This is a genomic window from Microcoleus sp. FACHB-672 (genome assembly GCF_014695725.1).
Lineage (GTDB): Bacteria > Cyanobacteriota > Cyanobacteriia > Cyanobacteriales > Oscillatoriaceae > FACHB-68.
Map to the genome: position 1 here is coordinate 331,174 of NZ_JACJOU010000019.1, position 16,423 is coordinate 347,596.

Genomic DNA, 16,423 nt, shown 5'->3' on the forward strand with positions numbered 1-16,423 from the left:
TGTTTGTGAGGAGGCCGAAATTCAACGCATCATCCTAGGACTGAGCGAGGACAGTGAGCGTGTGCTAGACCTAAGACTTTTTCTATTTTGGCAGACTTACTAAATGTTGGGTAATCAGTCGTTGCTTGACCCCGATCTATTGCCAGTGCCACGCCGGCTGGGCAATTTAAGTAAAAATGAAATTCAGGTGATGTGAATAAAATAAGCCCCTTTGAGAGGCATTTTTTCAGGATGGATTTCACCGGCATCTGGGAACGCGACACCGCGCAAAGGCTTGGGCTAACGGATTTCACGCTCAATGAGCAACAGCAGAGGGTATCTGGCTCTGCTACCCTATTGCAATAGTATTCCCCGCTCAAACTCTCCTGCTAAACCAATGTTTCTGTTTTTGTCAAAGTTGCTGCCGATATTCATCTATCCCTTGGGGCTAAGCAGTCTGCTGATGCTCGTCGCCCTAGTTATATTATGGAAGCGCCCTCGCTGGGCAGCAGCGGTGATTTCGCTGGCTTGGATTATTTTGTTGCTGGGGAGTAACGGCTGGGTGGCGCAGGGTTTAGTTCGTTCGCTGGAGTGGCAGAATTTGCCGGCAACCCAATTACCTGAAGCGGATGCCATTGTCGTCTTAGGCGGCGCAGTCAAGCCGGCTATCTCGCCTCGTCCTTGGGTTGATGTCAGTGAAGCCGGTGATCGAATTCTTCACGGTGCTCAGCTATACCGACAAGGGAAAGCGCCGTTTCTCATCCTCAGTGGCGGGCGTATTGAGTGGAAAGGCGGGGGGCCGGCAGAATCCGAAGATATGGCCAAAATCGCTGAAACAATGGGGGTACCCAAAGATGCGATTCTCCAAGATCCCACCTCACTCAACACCCACGAAAATGCCGTCAACGTGCGAAAAATCCTCGACTCTCAAGGGATTCGCCGGCAGGTATTGCTTGTCACCTCAGCTATGCATATGCCGCGATCGCTGCTCATTTTCAAGCGGCAAGGCATCCAAGCAACTCCCGCACCTACAGACTTTTTGGTGAGCGAACAAGAGTTGCAAGAAATTAATAGTAGCTGGCAATCAACACTGCTCAATATTCTCCCCGATGCCGACAACCTCCAGCAAACAACCAAAGCATTAAAAGAATACATCGGTCTTGTTGTGTATCGCTTGCGCGGTTGGCTTTAAACCGGCCAAATGTAGCGAGTGAGTTCAGCCGTTTCTAGCGCCGCAGTTGATTCTTTAACGGGTATGTTATGGTGAGCGTAACCTTTCCTCTTCACACAAAAGCAAGTCGGAAGTTCATCTGAGCGACCGATCAAGGTTGAGGAATCTTTACTTGTCGCGCGAATTATTGCGTTTTTGTCTGCTTCCCTGTCAACCCTGGCATTGTTGCCTGTAACACCCATGAAGTTCAACGACTTGCGATGGATCGTTCCTGCGCCTCAGCCCGACATTGAAATTTTAGAAACGCACCAGATTAGCCGCGAGTTTTACCGGGAAGTTGAGCAGCGCGAAGAGTTTAATGAATACTGTCGGTGGTATTATGAAACCGCCCAGAAAAACCGGCGAGAGCTAGATAAAATGCGGGGTGATATCAATATTTTTGGTTGGTTTTTCCGAGGACGAAAATAAAAAGTAAAAAGGCAAAGCAAAGAATCCTTTCTTATTACTGTTGCCTTTTTTAAATCGACTCCTTATTCGATCATCTCTAGCTCATTTCCTTGAAAGTGTGCTCTGAATTTCTTGTCAAACTTGACATGAACAGGCAGGTTGGCGCTGACGGGTCTCCCTTGCCAATCCTGAATAATGCCCAGAACTTCCCCTTCATGACCCTTGACATCAAAGGGCTGATTGCGATGATCGGGATGGTGGTAAACAATCACAGACTCTTTGACGCGAACGCGATCGCCAACTTTCATAAATGTAGACCTAGTGTTCCCTCTCCAACAAGCTGAAAAACTGCCATTGCAAGAGCCTGGGGCTTTTTGCCAAGACAGCTTTTCTATCTTCTCATATCGCAGACGCTCAACCGGCTGCGGACAACCTTAATAGAATTGCCAAGATTAAACTCGATTTATCGTTTGGGTTTCACAAAACGACGCCCAACTGAACCAAGCGCTTTACCGGAACGTCAATGACTGACGCTTGATGGCCCCGGCGTCTCTTAAAAGCACCCATCTGTCAATTATTCCCGAACAAGTCGGTTTATTCTAAATCCCCGCCCTTTCTTGATGCCGTTTGGGAAATCCAAAAATTTGACAAGCACTAAGGCTTCTGAGTTGCTATGGCCAATTTTGCTCCCTTAATCCGGCGCACGCGATCCATCACCTCAACAACGATACCGTGATCAACAGCCTTATCCGCGTTCAATACCACCAGCAAGTCTGCATCCGGCTTGATCTGCTTGCGCACTTCACTTTCTAGCGCATCTAGCTGAATCGGTTCACGGTTAAATGCTAACTTTCCTTCGGGATTGATTGTCACTGTCACCTGAGCCGGTTTCTGAGATTGTCCGCTTGCGGCATTGGGCAAATTCACTGATAACCCTTCAGAGCGGGTCAAAAACAGTGTAGACATAACAAAAAACGTCAGAATTGCAAAGACCACATCAATCAACGGCACGATGTTAATTTGAAATGGTAGTTCCGGTTCATCGGGTAGGCGCATAAGACTTCTCCCCTTTTTCATAGCGATGGCGATACAGCAATTCTAACTGCCCACCATACTCCTGAATCCGTGCAATCTGGCGTGTGTAAAGCCCGCGAAATGAATTGGCAAACAGGAGAACAAAGATTGCAACAATCAATCCAGAAGCTGTAGAAACTAGAGCTTCACTGATCCCAGCGGTGACGCCTGCCGTTTTACTGCCACCCACATCACCGATATTGAGAGAGGCAAAGGAAGTAATCAATCCCAAAACGGTACCAAGAAGACCTAGCAGAGGTGCAAGTTGGATAATTGTGTCAAATATGTTGTTAAACCGCTTCAGCAATGGGATTTCTGCTTGCGATTCAGTTTCCAAAGCAAGGCGAAATTCTTCTGGGGTGGGTTCTTCGAGTTCCAAAGCAGCTAGAAAAATTCGAGAGATGGGCAGATCGGCATTCTGCTGCAGTTTATTCAAAGCACCTACCACATTATCGCGTCGGTACAGACCTAGAACTTCGCGCACCACACGATTCTGCCGGCGATTGACTCGAAACCAAAAAACCACCCGCTCGATAATTAGGGCCACTGCTAACACTGAAAATCCAAGCAGCGGCCACATAACGACGCCGCCGTCCGCAAAAACTTTACTGATTCCCATGTACTATTTCTAGGGCAATTGACAAGGCTACTATCGCTTACCAGATACTCTACTGGCAAAGCAAATCTTCATCATGCGAGATTACCCCTAATGCAAATCTATGTCAACCCCTATCTGCTTGTGTGCCTTAACCTCGCTTAGTAGCCAAGTATAATTACTTAAAGGAAAAATTTTATTTTTTCTGAAAAAGCTGGCAGATAAGGATTATAGAGACTGCAAGCCTAAAAATAACTCTGTTTCTCCTCTTGACAAAAGATTCCAATCATCTTAATTTGACTCAGAGCAAGTGCAAATAGTTTGCAATAAAAGATGAGTCTTTCAAGCATTGCTAGACAGCAACGAGAAAAAGAAGAGGAGGAGCTGAGGTCTTTTATGACCTACAGCGTCTTAGGTTCATTGGCGCTACACGCAGCGTTGCTGCTCCTGACCAATTTTGGAGTTAAAACGCCGGATCTGCTGGCTGCAGAACCTATAGAAGTGGTACTCGTAGAAGCTTCCAGTCTCGAAGCTGAGGAAGCAATCGAACAGACTTTATCTGAAGAAGACGCTGGCGGCGGCGGTGGCGGCGGCGGTGGCGGCGGTGGTGGCGGCGGCGGCGGTGGCGCTGAAGCTGATGCATTATCTACAGCAGCAGATTCCTCACCAGAAATAGCTTTGGCTGCTCAACCAGTTGTTGCACAGCAACAGCCAACGCCGACCCCAACACCAGAACCAACCCCAACACCAGAACCGACCCCAACACCGGAACCAACCCCAACACCGGAACCAACCCCAACACCGGAACCGGCCCCGACACCAGAACCGACCCCAACACCGGAACCAACCCCAACACCGGAACCGGCCCCGACACCAGAACCGACGTCGGAGGATAGCTTCACGCCAGAAGATCCAACCCCGACACCAGAACCAACACCAACCCCCACACCAACACCGGCACCAACTCCCACACCAACCCCCACACCGGCACCGGCACCAACTCCAACACCGACACCCAAAGTAACTCCCACACCGCCACCGGCACCAACACCTACGCCGACACCCAAGGCAACTCCCACACCGGCACCCAAGGCAACACCAACACCAACGCCGGCACCAACACCCAAGCCGGCTGCTAGCCAAACTCCCAAACCAGCTCAGACAGCACAACCAACGCCAACGAGTTCTCAACAAATTGCAGACTCTAAGTCGGCACCAACGCAAAATCCTTCGTCTAGCTTTTCTTCAGGAACGACTCGCTCTCTTTTAGAGAATCTAGGAATTGGAAACAATCGTGGCAATCAGTCAGGAACTACAAGCGTTCGCACCAATACTGGAGGTTCAGGCACTGGCTCAGGCACTGGCTCAGGCGGCGGCATTGGCACTGGCACTGGTACTGGCATAGGAGAAGGCACAGGCAGTGGTACAGGAGGCGGTAATGGCTCTGGCACAGGGACAGGTAATGGCAGCGGCACAGGCCCTGGCAGTGGCACAGGTTCCGGTGGCGGCAATGGCAGTGGCAATGGCAGTGGCAATGGCCCCGGCAATGGCACAAATGTTGCCACAGGGCCATTAAGACCAGAAACTGGGCCGGCAGATAGAGATGACAGCAGTTCTGGTGGTTCAGAACCGGAGAATATAACGTGCCGCCGATGCGAGCCGCCCCATCCTTCAAAGATCCCTGATGAAGTGGATCTAGACGGCGTACCTATGACTGAAATGCTTTTAGATATTGACAAAAATGGAAATGTCATAAGTGCGGAGGTTTACAAAGGCAGTGGTTCCCCAATCCTTGATGAATTAGCACTTGAAACCGCCAGAAACAAGTGGAAGTTCAGCTCATCAAAGAACGGAGTACAAGGCTTGTGGAAACCTCTGCAGTTTTTTGATACAGGCAATCGTGATGCCGCTCGTCTAGCTCGTGAGCGTGCGCGTGAAATAAACGACCGCGTACAGAAACAACGTGAAGCTGCTGCTGAACAGGATAGACAACGTGAAGCTGCTGCTGAACAAGAGAGACTACGTGAAGTTGCTGCTGAACAAGAAAGACTACGTGAAGTTGCTGCTGAACAAGAGAGACTACGTGAAGCTGCTGCTGAACAGGATAGACTACGTGAAGCTGCTGCTGAACAGGATAGACTACGTGAAGCTGCTGCTGAACAAGAGAGACTACGTGAAGCTGCTGAACAAGAAGAGGGTGATTTTGAACAACGTGAACAAGAACAACGTGATAATTTAAATCGTGAAACAGTTGATCCCATTCGACCAACTTCACCATTAGATACAAGGCCACCTCTAGAGACAAACCCACCGCTCGATCCAGTTTCACCTCTAGAGACAAACCCACCGCTCGATCCAGTTTCACCTCTAGAGACAAACCCACCGCTCAATCCAGTTTCACCTCTAGAGACAAATCCACGGCTCGATCCAGTTTCACCAATCGAGCCGGCTACCCCACCAGATACAACTTCAACGCCAGAATCAACCGGAGCCGAATAAAAGGTTGCCGATAATTATTACTCGTTAGGGGTCGAGCGCCCCTAACGAAAATATAGCTATATATATTGATATGCGGTCATTTTCTTAGTTGTGGCAGATTCGGCAACATCGGCACTACCCAATAAAAAAACCGGCTTCCGTTCCACTTTAATTGCAGTCGTAAAAGTAGCAGGGTGCCGGTTAAAAGAACTTAATTAATTTCATTGATAACAATGTGACCAGTTTTCCCACACGTTAACTGCTAGTTTCTGCATCTTGCGCTATAGTTTCCCCCAGACGAGGCTCAACACCGGCAAGCAAGCGCTCAATATTACTTTGATGACGCCAAATCACATATAAACCACCGGCAACCGCTAACAAACAGTAAGGTAGTGGTTGATGAGTCACAATCATCAATATTGCACAACCAATCGTCCCAGAAATTGAACTTAGAGAAACAATTCGGGAAATTGCTAAAACAGCAATAAAAGTGCCCAAAGTTCCTAAGCCCACCGGCCAGTAGAGCGCTAACAAAAGGCCCAAACTCGTCGCCACAGATTTGCCGCCACTGAAGCCTAACCAGATTGATTTACTGTGACCCAACATAACGGCTAACCCTGACGCCACAACCATCCAAGGCAGCCAATTATCAAGAATTGGGGGTGCAACGAGGGTAGAGGTTATATCCAGCGTATAAGCCCAGCGAGTCAGCAAGATCGCCGAAGCTCCCTTCAAGACATCAACCAAAAGAACAAATAGCGCCGGCCCTTTTCCCAGGGTTCTCAGCACATTTGTCGCGCCGGTTGATCCAGAACCCACTTCCCGAATGTCAACACCCTTAAGCCAGCGTCCTATCGCATAGCCGGTGGGCGTTGAACCCAACAGATAAGCCGCTATCAATAATCCCAAATTAAAACTTAACCAAAGAGCCATTCTGCAATTTTAGATTTGTCAACAACTGTGAATTAAACTTCTTACATTCAGCCGGCAAACAGACACCAAAAATATCTGTGTTTAGCTATGTTTATTTGTGGTTCGCATTAAACATCCACATTTTTGCCAAAAGTGCAAGCAAACCACTCAACGCTCACAATTAAAACTCCCTTGCCGCCGGCATAATTTGGGGTTCAGGAGCGAAAGCCAACCATAGGGGAAATTGCAATAACGCAAGATTAATTTGGTCTTCCGTTTCATCAATCACAATTAGCGGCATCTGACCATCTTTCACTAGCCGGTCTGCTTTTTGCGCCAGAGGTTCAGCCGCCTCAAATAAAACAACTCCCCGTTCTGGGCCAAAATCGCTGCGTGTAATACCCAGACAGTCTTGCAAGCCGCGACGCCATTCTCCCAGACGTTCTGGCGTAGTCGCCAGCACCAGCGTCCGTAGGCGATTGCCATAAACCTGACGCAATACCGAGATCGCAGATGAAGCGATGAGAATATTTTGCAACCGGCTCCCCATACTCCGCAAGGCTCCCCGGCCTCCTTGCGTAAAAAACCAGTTAGAAATGCGCTCAGCATGAATTGGCTCAAAGGTGCGGCGCAGTTGCCAAGGCGGGCCGTAATAATCCGGCATCGTGCGATATTGATCTAAAATACGCCGAATTTGTTTGGCTTGCTCTTGAAATCCTTGCTCAGCAAACTTAGGCGATGAGGACTTTTGTTCAACCCTCGCTTCTCTAACAGCTTGCTTTTGAGGAGCGGGTGCCGGCGGCATTAATTCTAACTGCTCAGCCGCACTAGCCAAATCCTGTAAACTTCCCACCAAGTAATCTTTAAAGCCTTGAACCCGAATAGCCAAATCTTGAGAAGCACCGGCAAAGGTTGTTCGCATCTCAGCACGGATGCGTTCTTGACGCCGTTCCAGTTGTTCTACACTAATTTGCAGCGCCTGCTTGCGTTGTTCTAGCTCACTCAAGCCTTCTTGGACGAGCCGGCCTAAAGCGGCTTGAGTGTCAGCCTGAGTTTGCAGCAGTTGAGCGCGAGAGGTTTGCAACTTGGCGATTTCCTCTTTCAAGGTTTGTTCTTGCTGTTGCAATTCAGCGACTCGTTTCGCCAAAGTTGCCGCCTCATCGAGAGAAATCATTGCCGGCAGCTCAACCGGCAAATTTTCGCTATCTGAGGCTGCCGGCAAAGGTTGCTCCTCTGGCAAATCCACCGGCTCAATGGCTTGATCTTGTAACTCTTCTGGATTTTGGGTTTCGTCTGAACTCATAAATTAATAGGGCAATCCTGAAAATCTCAGGGAATGTGCGTCACCGAGTGCGTGCTGAGTGGAAACTCGATCTGTTGTCTGGGCGGTTACCTAGCCTTCGATTAGCAATGGCAAAGCCGTCCCTACTTCACTGATTAACTGGGCAGCGCTCCTCCAAACAGGTTTGCAGCATCTTAGGGTCAAATAACACTGGCAAGAAGTGGATACTCTTGACTTCTTTAAAGTAAAACAGAATGGGGACAGCAGGCCAAAAAATCCGCCAATTTTGCCATTCCTGATAGGGAAAGCTGCGGATTAACTTTTCCGAACGATAGACATCCAAGGCTGTTTCCGTGAATCTTAGGCGAATGGTAAGCGCCTGAAACATGAGAAATAAACCAAAAATCGCAATTACGCTTGCTACCCAAAGCTGCACGAGTAAAAGGGGAAGGGCTGCGAACACCAAAACCAGCGGCAGCGTATAGCTGGGGGCCAGTTCAACTGTCTGCGCCGGCAAGCGAGAGGATGTGGCAGTTGTCACTTTTCTTAAATCCCTTTGTCTGTAAAGTTACGTTACCTCATTTAATTCTAAAGGTTCAAGCCCTTACAAACCTTTCATCACAGCACTGCCGGTGCCGCGAAACATCACGTAGGACAGAAAAAAGTTGAACACAAAGATCGCCAGCAGTGAGGTAACAACTGCTGTCGTGGTGGACTGCCCGACGCCCTTAGCGCCCCCCGTTGTCGTTAAACCCCAACTGCACCCAATTACAGCAATTAAAGAACCAAAGAAAATTCCTTTCAGGGCAGCACTGCAAATGTCCCAAATATCGAGGAAGTTACGAGCCGAACTTAAAAACATATTTTGGGAGATGCCGTACATATTGGTGGCGATCAACATTCCTCCTGCCATGCCGGTGATCAGGCACAGGATGGTTAAAACCGGCAGCATAATGCAGCAAGCGATGACGCGAGGAAGTACCAAATAATCAATCGGATCGGTTTTCAGGATATACAGCGCGTCTATTTGCTCGGTTACTTTCATCGTGCCAATTTCTGCGGCAAACGCTGAACCAACGCGCCCCGCTAAGATCACTGCCGTCAAAACTGGGCCAAGCTCACGGGCGAGGGAAATAGCGAGTACGCCGCCCACAGCATTTGCCGCACCAAAGTTGATAAATTCCCGCGCCACCTGAATTGTGAACACCATGCCGACAAAGCCAGCAGTTATTAGGGCGATCAGCAATGATTCTGGGCCAACTGCTGCCATTTGGTCGAGGGTGTTGCGCCGGTGGATCTTGCCGGCAAACAGGTGAACAATAACTTGGCCACCCAGGAAAATCGCGGCTACTAACCGCTGACCCCACAATCCCAAGTTAGAGCTAGTAACGCTTTCACTCATGTGATTTTAGATTTTAGGTTTGAGATTGGAAAGTTCAAGCCGCAGGGCTATTGCAATCATTTTAAGGGAGGCATCTATTCCGCAAGTACCGATTGCGGTGATGAGAGGGACACTCTAACATGACACAAATCGTTTAACCGAACTCTACAAGTTTTTAACGGTATTACTCAAAAACATAACAAACGCCTGGAAATCTCTTTGCAGCTTTCTCTGAGGCTTTGTGCTTGTTGAATACAGCAGCTCCCTCACTGTGCCGGTGTTGCGAATCTCTACCTCCTGAAAAAGTTCGGGAATTGCGATTTCTCCCTACCAAAGAACCGAATCCCCCAATTCGGTTGCTTTTAATATATTAAAAACAAGCTCAATTGAGAGCATTGAAACGCTTAAAAAAACAGGTAATGGAGGCAAATCCTATGGCACTCATTCGTTGGGAACCTTTCCGCGAGATTGATAGTTTGCAACGCGAAATGAACCGGCTGTTTGATACCCTCACACCAACTGCTGATGGACGCACGAATGGCGTTGCCTTTATTCCCGCAGCAGAAATGCAAGAAACTCCGGAAGCGATTCACCTGAAATTGGAAGTTCCTGGCTTAGAAGCCAAAGATTTAGATGTGCAAGTCACGGCAGAAGCCGTTGCCATTAGCGGCGAACGCCGGAGCGAAACCAAAACAGATGAAAACGGCATGGTGCGCTCTGAATTCCGCTACGGTAAATTTCAACGCGTGATTCCTTTACCAGGACGGGTTCAAAACAACCAAGTTCAAGCCGAATATAAAGACGGCATTCTTCAGCTAAGGCTTCCTAAAGCAGAAGAAGAAAAGAACCGCGTTGTTAAAGTGAATTTGGGTTAAAGCTTGGCTTGTTAAGCCTGCGCTGTAAGGTCTGATTTGGGGGCGAAAGATTTCTCGCCCCAACGAAAATTCCAACATCTGAACGCAACTTAAGATAAATAGCAAACAGCCCCAGGAAATTTCCTAGGGCTGTTTTATTTTGAATTTATGGGACGATAAATGGCCACTTGCCCATTTTGGTGAGGGCAGTAAGCCTAGCAATTCTGAAGATTTATAAAAGATTTACTTAAATCATTCTTTAGATAGATACAATCTTTTAAACCATTTAAGGTGATTCCTTGTACTGCGGAGATAATGTTGCCAATTTGTAAAGATTCCTGGGATTAAAGTCAATAAATATTATTAATTGACAGTAAAAATACAAAGCGGATCTGGCTAGTATAAACGCTTTGCTCCTTATTTAATAACGGTTTTGGCTGATGGGTTAGCCAAAATAGCTGGGAATGATGATTTAAGTGCGGAATGTGGGTTTTATAAGAAGCAGAATCTACATATAGACGGTTGACAAAACATGAAGCATTACTCATGGTCTAATTGGTCACTATGGCTAACCAAAGTGCTGGTTGTCGCGACTGTCTACTATACGGCAGCGATGTTGGCGCACTCACTCGCGGATCAACCGGGGACGGTCATGCCGGTGTGGCCGGCATCTGGAATTTCCTTAGCAGCAGTTATCCTGCTGGGATATAAAGTTTGGCCGGGAATTTGGCTAGGTCAGTTTTTAGAAGCGATGACGACTTTATTGAGTGAAGCAAATGCCCCTCCAGTTGCCACGTCTATTGCCCTCTCGGCATTTATTGGAGTCGCGGTAACAGTGGCTTATGTGTTAGGCACCTTTTTGCTGCGTCGGTTTGTGGGACACCAAAATTTGCTGGATCGGGCAGCGGATGTTTTTAAGTTTGTGGCACTAGGAGCTATTTTCATCTGCGCGGTGAGCGCAACGCTTGGTTCAACCAGTTTGTGTTTGGCTGGCATTTGTAGTTGGGATACCTATGGACAAACCTGGGGAACGTGGTTTTTAGGGGATACCGTCGGAATTTTGGTTCTGACGCCGGCATTACTAATTTGGAGTCGTCCGATTTCAAATTTGAGATTTTCGACTTTGCCGGCTTATATAAAATCTGCAATGGCAGATCCCAAATTGTTTGAAACTGTACTGCTGTTGGTACTGCTAGTGGGTGTTTGCGAGGTGGCTTTCGGCGGCGGCTATCCGGTGGCTTATTTGGTCATTCCCTTTTTAGTCTGGGCTGCTTTTCGATTTGGCCAGCGCGGTGCTACGTTATTAATTCTGTTCGTGTCGAGTCGGGCGATTTGGGGGACGGTTCGCGGTCATGGGCCATTTATCCGGGAGTCACTCAACGAATCTCTGCTGTTATTGCAGTGTTTTGTTGGGGTTATTGCGGTAACAACAATAATTTTGGCAGCAGTGATTGTAGAACGCGAGCAGGCGGAGGCTAGCTTGCAACGGGCGAATGAGCAGCTAGAACAAAGAGTTGAGGAGCGCACTGCTGCTTTAATGCTGGCAAATGAAGCGTTGCAGCAGTCGGAGGTTGAATTGAAAGAAAAAGCGAGCCAGATCGAACAGGCGATGCGAGAGTTGCAGCTGACTCAATCTCAACTGATTCAGACGGAAAAAATGTCTTCATTAGGGCAGTTGGTTGCCGGTGTAGCTCACGAAATTAATAATCCGGTGAGCTTTATTTATGGCAATGTGAGGCCGGCAAAGGAATATATTGACGACTTATTACACTTGGTACAGCTTTACCGACAGCACTATCCAAATCCGGCCAGTGAAATTAAGGAAATATCTGAGGAGATGGATTTAGACTTTGTTGTAGAAGATTTACCTAAGCTATTGAGTTCGATGAAAATGGGAGCAGATCGCATCCGGGCGATTGTTTTATCCCTGCGAAATTTCTCCCGTTTAGATGAATCAGAAATGAAGCCAGTTGATATTCATGAGGGGTTAGATAGTACACTGCTGCTCTTGCAAAATCGCTTAAAAGCGGATACCGGCAATAGTGAGATTCAAGTTATTAAAGAGTATGGCAATTTGCCCTCTGTGGAGTGTTATGCCGGCCAGCTTAATCAAGTTTTTATGAATCTGCTTGCCAATGCAATTGATGCACTGGAAAAGCAAGAGGATCCCAGGATGATTACTATCAGCACTTCTGTAAAGACGGGAGATAGACATCAGACGGAAGAAAAAAAATCTTTTATCTCTAATTCTCAAGTTGTGATTCGGATTGCTGATAATGGGATAGGAATGGAACAACATCTGCAAAAACGCCTTTTTGATCCGTTCTTTACCACAAAGCCGGTGGGCAAAGGGACGGGATTAGGTTTGTCAATTAGTTACCAGATTGTTGTGGAAAAACATAAAGGTCAATTGCGATGTGCTTCCACCTCCATGCAGGGAACAGAGTTTATCATTGAAATTCCAATTCAGCAGTCTTCTAGTAATGCGTCCGTTTTTTCCTGTGCTTTACCGCTAGTTGGCAGTGGGAAAGGTAACTTTTAAAATTATTAAAATTTGGATAAATTAAAGGGTGTTGCCGGCTGACAGACACAAGAAAGCCGGCTAGAAAAAGCTTTAGAAAAAAAGGGTAGACTTCCAGAAGAAGCGAGTGCCGGCTAGCAAAAATCACCCAGCCCCTCAATTGTCCTTAAACTTCCAATTCATTGAAATTTTAAGGGTGATGCCACGCTTAACTGCTTCTTGAGCGAATTGGCCCGCCCTCCAATGAGTAACAGGGCGTTCTGAAGCAGGTAGCGTTCACAGGCGAGCACTACTATTTGCACCACCTCTTCTGGGCTAAAAAACTTAGGAGGTCCGAGACGATGTTCTTCAGTTAATATTTGGGTAATGAATCCCACCCACTTTTTATCACTGACCTTTTCCTGTGCGGCAGCTTTCATCTGCTTTGTAGCGATTGCCCACTTTGTCCGTCACAAGCGCACCTGACCCTGTTCCAGTTGTTAAGGGTGCGAATCAGGGTATGACTAAACCCCTGAAGCAGCCAAGAGCAGTCGTGCCGGCCTGACTAGAACTCCTATCCTAAGCTGATCTCTGGTAGGTTACTTTCGCCAGACTGCAATAGCTCCTCTCGCCCTCGCCCCTTAACGATGTCTACTTTTATAGAGTTCAAGCCTTGTTAGGCTGGTAAGAACCAGATAAATTCGTAATAGGTCGCTCGGTATTCATCCTGAGTGATCGAGCTACACGGCTCTATTTCTATTGAGTAACTTTCCCGGTACTCCTTATCGATGGATAGTGTTAATTTGGTTGTCTACCCGCGTTCGCCCTAATTTGAGCGAGAGATTATCTTAATTAAGGGGCTTCAAACCGATATCATCCGAGTCCGGCAATCACGTTGCTCACACAGAGTTTGACCGTCATCAGATTCAAGGAACACTCACATTGGCGCGTGCCCAGCATCGCTTCGGCATTCACCAATCGCTTTGACTTGTCTTCGAGCGAAACTCTGTGCCGAATCGTGGGTTATCCTGCACCCTGTGAGGGGTTATTACTATGACATTTTCCGATGCTGGTAGCGTTCTGGCCACATTGACTCAAGCCAATCGCATGGGTGCTCTAGCCCGTCGCGTTAAAAATCTGCCAGTTGCCGAATTTGTCTGCCTGCTCGATTTTATTACCGCCGAATTTCAACAGTTTCTCCGGGCGATTGAGTTGATCAACAACGAAGCCCTGGAAACGATGCTTGAGCAGCTGCTGGATGCCTTTACGCTAAAAATTGGCCAAATCATCCAGGCGGATCGTACGACTATCTTTTTGGTTGACACCGAAAAACGCCAATTATGGTCTAAACTCACTCCCAGCGAAAATGGCAAGCCGCTGGAAATCCGCATTCCGCTTAATATTGGAATTGCTGGCCATGTGGCCACCACCGGCAAATGCATGAACATTGCCGATGTCAGCACTAACGATGCATTCAAGAAAGAAGTTGACGAACATCCGGGGTATCACACGCGTAACTTGCTGTGCATCCCAATTTTTAGTAACAAAAACCCCGATCAAGTGGTGGCAGTGGTGCAGTTGCTAAATAAAGCCGGTGATGTGCCGTTTGATAGTGAGGATGAGGAAGAATTCTGCACCTTTGCCAGCTCAATTGGCATTATCTTAGAAAGCTGTCAGTCTTTTTATGTGGCTGCCCGGAATCAGCGGGGGGTTTCCGCCCTTCTAAAGGCAACATCTTCACTGGGCCAAAGTCTGGACTTGGAAGCAACGCTGCGTTCTGTGATGGATCAAGCCCGTGATCTGATGCAGGCGGATCGCAGTACCCTGTTTTTGCTCAGTGAAGAAACTGGGGAACTGTGGACAAAGGTGGCGACGGCGGATGGCAAAACGATGATGGAAATCCGCATTCCTGCCAATAAAGGAATCGCCGGCTATGTGGCTTCTACCGGCGCAACGCTCAATATTACGGATGCTTATCAAGATCCCCGTTTTGATCCGAGTATCGACAACCGCACCGGCTACCGCACTCGCACGATTTTGTGTATGCCGGTGTATAACTCGACGAGTAAATTGATTGGGGTGACTCAGCTAATTAATAAGAACCAAGGCAGTTTCACCAGTTCTGATGAAGCGTTTATGCGGGCTTTTAACGCCCAAGCCGGCATCGCCCTGGAAAACGCCCAACTGTTTGAAAATGTTTTGATCGAGAAGCAGTATCAGAAAGACATCTTGCAAAGTCTTTCTGACGCCGTCATCTCCACAGATATGCAAGGCCGGATTGTTACGATTAATGAAGCAGCGCTTGAGTTACTCGGTTGCCCTGTGCGAATAGAAGCCGGTAAACACCTGTATCTGTGGGAACAGAAGCTTGTTGACCGCTTTCTCTGGGAGGTTGTGCCTATTGAAAATCTGCGATGGCGCTTACAAGACAGTCTGACAACAGGTTCTAGGCACTATGTGCCAGAACAAAATTTAGTTATTGGTTTATATATTGATCCGCCAAACTTGCTCCCAGACTCTGGAGAAGTTTCCAAACTCTACATCCTAGCCCTTCCGGATCGCACCAACCCGGACATTTATATTCCCTGGAACCAGCTGATCTGGGATGCCGGTGATATCCAAACTCCCACCCAACTCTTTAAAGATCAGGTGACACAGATCGAACGCAGCATCAATCTCACCGTCAACCCCCTCACCAACCCTGAAGGCGGCGTGCGAGGCGGTTTAGTCGTCCTCGAAGACATCAGCCGCGAAAAACGGATGAAAACAACCATGTACCGCTACATGACTCCAGGTGTGGCAGAACGAGTCATGGCGCTAGGCGAGGATTCCCTCATGGTGGGCGAACGCAAAGAAGTCTCGATTTTATTTTCCGACATCCGAGGATACACGACCCTTACAGAAAATCTGGGTGCGACGGAAGTGGTAATGCTGCTGAATCAGTATTTTGAAACAATGGTGGAGGCGGTGTTTAACCACGAAGGCACTTTGGATAAATTTATCGGTGATGCCCTAATGGCCGTTTTTGGGGCACCACTGCCCCTGGAAAACCACGCTAGGATGGCTGTTGAGTCTGCATTAGATATGCGCCGGCGGTTGGTAGAGTTTAACAAAAAGCGCATTATTGAAGCTCAGCCGCAGATTCACATTGGCATTGGCATCAGTTCCGGAGATGTGGTTTCGGGCAATATTGGGTCGCAAAAACGCATGGACTACACCGTTATAGGCGATGGTGTTAACTTAAGTTCTCGCCTAGAAAGTGTAACGAAAGAGTATAACTGCGATATTATTTTGAGCGAATATACTTATGACCTTTGTCGTGATCATATCTGGGTGCGCGAGTTAGACAAAATTCGTGTGAAGGGTAAAAATGAAGCAGTAAGTATTTATGAATTAATTGGTGATCGCCGGCAGCCTCTAGATAGCGCCACTGAAAGCTTTTTACAACTCTATAAAGATGGCCGCGCTGCTTACATAGCGAGGGATTTTCAGCAAGCAATTGTTTACTTTGAATCGGCGGCGAAAATTCGAGAAAAAGACCGGGCGATAGCAATTCATTTAGAACGCTGCCACAATTATCTTAAAAACCCTCCTCCTGCGTCTTGGAATGGGGTGCATACGATGACAACGAAGTAAAGGGAAAAGGAAATTTTTCTATGGGCAGATTTTTTAGAAATTAAGCCGGCTCTAAAAATTTGGGGTTTAAATTGGAATAAAGTGAATATTTTAAATTCCGTATATTAGATGAAT

At 47.6% G+C, this 16,423-nt stretch carries 16 protein-coding genes; 6 read left to right on the plus strand and 10 right to left on the minus strand.

Annotated features, from left to right (window positions below; translation table 11 throughout):
- Positions 1-29: 29 nt before the first annotated feature.
- Positions 30-293, minus strand: a complete 264-nt coding sequence (locus H6F56_RS14965) for a hypothetical protein (protein ID WP_190669505.1) — start codon at positions 291-293, stop codon at positions 30-32.
- Positions 294-376: 83 nt separating this feature from the next.
- On the opposite strand from H6F56_RS14965, the gene H6F56_RS14970 reads away from it, so the two are divergent.
- Positions 377-1,171 carry a YdcF family protein gene (locus H6F56_RS14970; protein ID WP_190669507.1) on the plus strand — a complete coding sequence of 265 codons (795 nt, stop codon included), beginning with the start codon at positions 377-379 and terminating at the stop codon, positions 1,169-1,171.
- Here the strand turns inward: H6F56_RS14970 and H6F56_RS14975 are convergent.
- A complete protein-coding gene (locus H6F56_RS14975; protein ID WP_190669509.1) occupies positions 1,168-1,392 on the minus strand; it encodes a hypothetical protein in 225 nt (74 codons plus the stop codon). The two genes, H6F56_RS14970 and H6F56_RS14975, sit on opposite strands and share 4 nt — an antisense overlap.
- On the opposite strand from H6F56_RS14975, the gene H6F56_RS14980 reads away from it, so the two are divergent.
- On the plus strand, positions 1,391-1,618 hold the full coding sequence (locus H6F56_RS14980) for a hypothetical protein (protein ID WP_190669511.1): 228 nt from the start codon (positions 1,391-1,393) through the stop codon (positions 1,616-1,618). The two genes, H6F56_RS14975 and H6F56_RS14980, sit on opposite strands and share 2 nt — an antisense overlap.
- A 62-nt stretch (positions 1,619-1,680) precedes the next feature.
- Here the strand turns inward: H6F56_RS14980 and H6F56_RS14985 are convergent, their stop codons facing one another.
- From H6F56_RS14985 to H6F56_RS14995, 3 genes are all read right to left on the minus strand, one after another.
- Entirely contained in the window at positions 1,681-1,905 is a 225-nt protein-coding gene (locus H6F56_RS14985; protein ID WP_190669514.1) for a ferredoxin-thioredoxin reductase variable chain, read from the minus strand.
- Between the two features lie 346 nt (positions 1,906-2,251).
- On the minus strand, positions 2,252-2,653 hold the full coding sequence (locus H6F56_RS14990; protein ID WP_190669516.1) for an ExbD/TolR family protein: 402 nt from the start codon (positions 2,651-2,653) through the stop codon (positions 2,252-2,254).
- Positions 2,637-3,290: a MotA/TolQ/ExbB proton channel family protein gene (locus H6F56_RS14995; RefSeq protein ID WP_190669518.1), complete on the minus strand. Its 654-nt coding sequence runs from the start codon at positions 3,288-3,290 to the stop codon at positions 2,637-2,639. The genes H6F56_RS14990 and H6F56_RS14995 overlap by 17 nt, the downstream gene beginning before the upstream one ends.
- A gap of 372 nt (positions 3,291-3,662) precedes the next feature.
- On the opposite strand from H6F56_RS14995, the gene H6F56_RS15000 reads away from it, so the two are divergent.
- Entirely contained in the window at positions 3,663-5,765 is a 2,103-nt protein-coding gene (locus H6F56_RS15000) for an energy transducer TonB (protein WP_190669520.1), read from the plus strand.
- Positions 5,766-5,999: 234 nt separating this feature from the next.
- On the opposite strand, the gene plsY is transcribed toward H6F56_RS15000, so the two are convergent.
- From plsY to H6F56_RS15020, 4 genes are all read right to left on the minus strand, one after another.
- Entirely contained in the window at positions 6,000-6,677 is a 678-nt protein-coding gene (plsY, locus tag H6F56_RS15005; RefSeq protein WP_190669522.1) for a glycerol-3-phosphate 1-O-acyltransferase PlsY, read from the minus strand.
- Between the two features lie 160 nt (positions 6,678-6,837).
- Entirely contained in the window at positions 6,838-7,959 is a 1,122-nt protein-coding gene (locus H6F56_RS15010; protein WP_190669524.1) for a DUF3086 domain-containing protein, read from the minus strand.
- 127 nt (positions 7,960-8,086) lie between these two features.
- On the minus strand, positions 8,087-8,479 hold the full coding sequence (locus tag H6F56_RS15015; protein ID WP_190669527.1) for a DUF3119 family protein: 393 nt from the start codon (positions 8,477-8,479) through the stop codon (positions 8,087-8,089).
- A gap of 63 nt (positions 8,480-8,542) precedes the next feature.
- Positions 8,543-9,340, minus strand: coding sequence for an MlaE family lipid ABC transporter permease subunit (locus H6F56_RS15020; RefSeq protein WP_190669529.1), 798 nt, complete (start codon positions 9,338-9,340; stop codon positions 8,543-8,545).
- A gap of 413 nt (positions 9,341-9,753) precedes the next feature.
- Between H6F56_RS15020 and H6F56_RS15025 the strand changes: the two genes are divergently transcribed.
- The gene (locus H6F56_RS15025) at positions 9,754-10,194 is read left to right on the plus strand and encodes an Hsp20/alpha crystallin family protein (RefSeq protein ID WP_190669531.1); all 441 of its coding nucleotides are present in this window, start codon (positions 9,754-9,756) and stop codon (positions 10,192-10,194) included.
- A gap of 511 nt (positions 10,195-10,705) precedes the next feature.
- Positions 10,706-12,715, plus strand: coding sequence for an MASE1 domain-containing protein (locus tag H6F56_RS15030; protein ID WP_190669533.1), 2,010 nt, complete (start codon positions 10,706-10,708; stop codon positions 12,713-12,715).
- Positions 12,716-12,873: 158 nt separating this feature from the next.
- Here H6F56_RS15030 and H6F56_RS15035 read toward each other — a convergent pair whose 3' ends face one another.
- Positions 12,874-13,113, minus strand: a complete 240-nt coding sequence (locus H6F56_RS15035; RefSeq protein ID WP_190669536.1) for a hypothetical protein — start codon at positions 13,111-13,113, stop codon at positions 12,874-12,876.
- A gap of 613 nt (positions 13,114-13,726) precedes the next feature.
- Between H6F56_RS15035 and H6F56_RS15040 the strand changes: the two genes are divergently transcribed.
- A complete protein-coding gene (locus tag H6F56_RS15040) occupies positions 13,727-16,309 on the plus strand; it encodes a GAF domain-containing protein (protein WP_190669537.1) in 2,583 nt (860 codons plus the stop codon).
- Positions 16,310-16,423: the final 114 nt, after the last annotated feature.

Coding starts and splice junctions, on each gene's coding strand:
- H6F56_RS14970 (WP_190669507.1), top strand. CDS start 377: ATGTTTCTGTTTTTGTCAAAGTTGCTGCCGATATTCATCTATCCCTTG.
- H6F56_RS14980 (WP_190669511.1), top strand. CDS start 1,391: ATGAAGTTCAACGACTTGCGATGGATCGTTCCTGCGCCTCAGCCCGAC.
- H6F56_RS14975 (WP_190669509.1), bottom strand. CDS start 1,392: ATGGGTGTTACAGGCAACAATGCCAGGGTTGACAGGGAAGCAGACAAA.
- H6F56_RS14985 (WP_190669514.1), bottom strand. CDS start 1,905: ATGAAAGTTGGCGATCGCGTTCGCGTCAAAGAGTCTGTGATTGTTTAC.
- H6F56_RS14990 (WP_190669516.1), bottom strand. CDS start 2,653: ATGCGCCTACCCGATGAACCGGAACTACCATTTCAAATTAACATCGTG.
- H6F56_RS14995 (WP_190669518.1), bottom strand. CDS start 3,290: ATGGGAATCAGTAAAGTTTTTGCGGACGGCGGCGTCGTTATGTGGCCG.
- H6F56_RS15000 (WP_190669520.1), top strand. CDS start 3,663: ATGACCTACAGCGTCTTAGGTTCATTGGCGCTACACGCAGCGTTGCTG.
- plsY (WP_190669522.1), bottom strand. CDS start 6,677: ATGGCTCTTTGGTTAAGTTTTAATTTGGGATTATTGATAGCGGCTTAT.
- H6F56_RS15010 (WP_190669524.1), bottom strand. CDS start 7,959: ATGAGTTCAGACGAAACCCAAAATCCAGAAGAGTTACAAGATCAAGCC.
- H6F56_RS15020 (WP_190669529.1), bottom strand. CDS start 9,340: ATGAGTGAAAGCGTTACTAGCTCTAACTTGGGATTGTGGGGTCAGCGG.
- H6F56_RS15025 (WP_190669531.1), top strand. CDS start 9,754: ATGGCACTCATTCGTTGGGAACCTTTCCGCGAGATTGATAGTTTGCAA.
- H6F56_RS15030 (WP_190669533.1), top strand. CDS start 10,706: ATGAAGCATTACTCATGGTCTAATTGGTCACTATGGCTAACCAAAGTG.
- H6F56_RS15035 (WP_190669536.1), bottom strand. CDS start 13,113: ATGAAAGCTGCCGCACAGGAAAAGGTCAGTGATAAAAAGTGGGTGGGA.
- H6F56_RS15040 (WP_190669537.1), top strand. CDS start 13,727: ATGACATTTTCCGATGCTGGTAGCGTTCTGGCCACATTGACTCAAGCC.